Annotated in this window: 1 protein-coding gene; it reads left to right on the top strand. The window is 33.8% G+C overall.

The window, feature by feature from the left end:
• Positions 1–1,432: cytochrome P450 (locus ASE69_RS21480; RefSeq protein ID WP_156362329.1), on the top strand; the 1,432-nt coding region annotated here is incomplete at its 5' end.
• Between the last annotated feature and the right edge of the window lie 2,029 nt (positions 1,433–3,461).

Genomic DNA, 3,461 nt, shown 5'->3' with positions numbered 1-3,461 from the left:
CGAATCGCCATTCCAGTCTTTCACGGACTTGGCGAAAACTTATGGAGACATTTTTACGCTGCAATTGGGAACGTCGAAATGCCTAGTGGTTAATAATTTGGACCTCATCCGGGAGGTCTTGAATCAAAATGGAAAATTCTTCGGCGGACGGCCTGACTTTATCCGATTTCATCAACTTTTTGCTGGCGATAGGAATAATTCCTTAGCACTATGCGATTGGTCAAACCTTCAACTAAGAAGAAGAAATCTCGCCCGCCGCCATTGTGGACCCAAACAACACACCGACAACTTCGCGCGCATCGGAGACGTCGCTACATTCGAATCCATAGAACTGCTACAAACACTTAAAAACATAACCCGTACTTTAGACTCCAGCATCAACCTAAAACCGATCTTAATGACTACAGCAATGAATATGTTTTCGCACTACATGTGCAACGTGAGATTTGACGCCGAAAACGACGAAGATTTCAAGCGCATCGTCGACCATTTTGACGAAATTTTCTGGGAGATTAACCAAGGTTATGCCTTAGATTTTCTGCCGTGGCTCCAACCTTTTTACAAGAAGCATTTAGATAAACTGTCTAACTGGTCTTCAGATATTCGCTCGTTCATTCTTTCAAGGATCGTAGAACAGAGGGAATTGGATCTGGACATAGAAGGGCCTGAAAAGGACTTTCTAGATGGGTTGCTAAAAGTTTTACATGAAGACCCGACGGTTGATAGAAATACTATAATCTTCATGCTTGAAGATTTTCTAGGCGGTCATTCTTCGGTGGGTAATCTTGTCATGTTATGTTTGACAGCTGTGGCGAGAGACCCTGAAGTCGGCAGGAAGATTAGGGCAGAATTAGACGGTTTGACTAAAGGCAAAAGGCCTGTTACATTACTCGACCGTCATAGTTTGCCATACACAGAAGCAACTGTCTTAGAATGTCTAAGATACGCCTCATCCCCTATCGTTCCTCATGTAGCTACGGAGAACGCAGCAATCTCAGGATATGGCGTAGAAAAAGGAACGATAGTCTTCATAAACAACTATGAACTAAACACTTCAGAGGAATACTGGAATGAGCCGGAGAAATTTGACCCATCAAGGTTTCTAGAAAAGACCAAAGTTAGGGTTCGAAGGAATTCTTTCTGTGATTCCGGCATGGAATCTGATGGGGAAAGGCCGAGCAAGCCAGCGGAGACGGAAAAAGAAGTCTGGTCTGTTAAGAGGAACATCCCACATTTCCTGCCTTTTAGTATAGGTAAGCGAACGTGCATTGGTCAAACTTTAGTAACTACGATGAGTTTCGTCATGTTTGCCAGTATAATGCAGGAGTTTGAAATTGGGGCTGAAAATTTGGAAGATCTAAGACAGAAACCGGCGTGTGTGGCTTTGCCTAAAGATACGTATAACCTATTTTTGATCCCGAGAAAACATTGATCTTTTTGATTTTTTTGAAAGTACGTAAATTATTTGCGCTTGGTTCTTTTATTTGTAGTTTTGTGTTGACGCTGTTTTTTTTTTGAAAAAATTGCAGGTTTTTTTGTAGTTACCTTTTTAGCGAAAATTTTATAACTTTTTAATTTGAATGGTTTGCGATAATAGATATTTCTATGTACTACATCCTAAATTGTTTAGTAAAACTTATTTTATTTTTCTATTTGAATATATTTATTGCGATGACAGACATTTTTTTAGCAAACTTAAAAGGTTGTTTTCGTATTCAGTTGAAAATACATCAAATAATTAAAGTCGGTAAATACTTTAATTTACGCCCAAAATTAGAGCTTGAGTAATTATGTTATATTTTTTTAACCAAGATAAAATATTTTGTAGATATAGAGCCAATTAGGTTTTTCAATAACATTAAATTAAAGTAGATAGCATATTATTTTTTAACCGACTTCCCAAAAAGGAGGAGGTTCTCAATTCGACCGTACTTTTTTTTTATGTATGTTAATCCATATCTCCGGCATTTTGGTGGCTCTAGAAGTCGGTGGCAAAATAAACACAGTCAACAGACCTGCAGACACCGACTTCAAAGTCGGTTTTGTTTTTTTGTAAAAAGTTTTTTTTATTTGGTGATATTTTTAACTTCACTGCCTTCTATTTTTTTAGCTAGAGAACTGAGTAGTTCTAAAATTATATTTAAACAAAACAGCGTCTCATTAAATATACAAATAAAAAAACAAGGTTATATCGCTCAAAACTATTTATTTCTTGAAATAATTGTTTTTTTAAGTATTTCTTTTTATATTTTCGGTAAACCATACTGACGTAAATTCTTTGAAGAAAAGGCGGGAAAAATGTTTGTTGTCTATGGAAAAGAAGATGGCTGACGTGTACTGATAAAAAAATACGATTTTTCTGTTTCATATTTGTCAATGTTTTCAATATTTTTACGACAAAATTACTGTTTTTTATCTAATAAAAGATAGTGTTGAATATTTTAGTATATTTATGGCTAGATTCACAGCTTCCAGCTAATGTTCAAAATAGTTATCTAATAGATAATGCCAAAGAAATGTTTTTACTTTTGACTACTTATATGGCAGTATCTGTCAGTTAACGTATCTAGAACTCTATCTGGAACCTTTTGTAACTAATTAATAGTTTGTTTGTAATGACTTTTTACTACAATTATATTGAGCGTTGATAATTTTGAATTAGAAAACCAAAAACGACTGTATCTTGCCTGTTGGATTTCGCTTGCGCTAGTAAAATATATTTCGTGAYWTTTTCGTTATTTTTCACAAATAGATGACGTAGTGACAATAGTGTTAGATTTTAAATAGTTATTTCACGTCACGAGTATATTTTTGCTATAGAAACGTGTAGATTTTTTAGAAAAGTAGTCAATCAAGTGTCTTAAAGTTCCTTTTTTATTAATTTTATAGAAATTTCTCGTCAAAATCGGCTGTTTATACTTAATTTGACCGAAGAAACGTAGTTTTTTAGTAGGTTAGAAATTGTGTTTAGCGTCATCTAGTGGTGAGTAGTTGAAACTCTTTGATTACACTTCTTCGGTTATAWTTGTGTTGCAAGTGTGTTTGATGTTGTATTTTACATGTAGTACTGTTTACATTAGAAATAGATGTAGAATATAGACTTAATAGGGGAAATATTGTAAAAAACTCTTATAATCATGTAGAAACATTATTTAAATAATTAAAATAACTAGATYCTTGYTAAAAGACGACTTTAATTTAAGTTTCAATGTTTTTTTTAATAAACCTATGGCGGGTTTCCAAAGAATAAGAACTTGTATGTAGTTTGTAGATTAGAATTCCAAATTTAAATGTCAGAATGTAAAAACGCCATGTTGTATTTTTGAATCAATRYTAATAGATATTTTGAAATCAGCAAAAATCACTGCAATCTGTTGTAACTTAGATACAGTTAAATTAAAATTAATGTATTTGATATGAATACGAGTGAATGTTAATATTATTTTCGAACTTTATGAACC

Origin of the sequence: Sphingomonas sp. Leaf208, from assembly GCF_001421415.1 — a bacterium.
GTDB lineage: Bacteria > Pseudomonadota > Alphaproteobacteria > Sphingomonadales > Sphingomonadaceae > Sphingomonas.
Note: the sequence above shows the minus strand (reverse complement) of the source record. Positions and strands in the feature narration are given on the sequence as shown.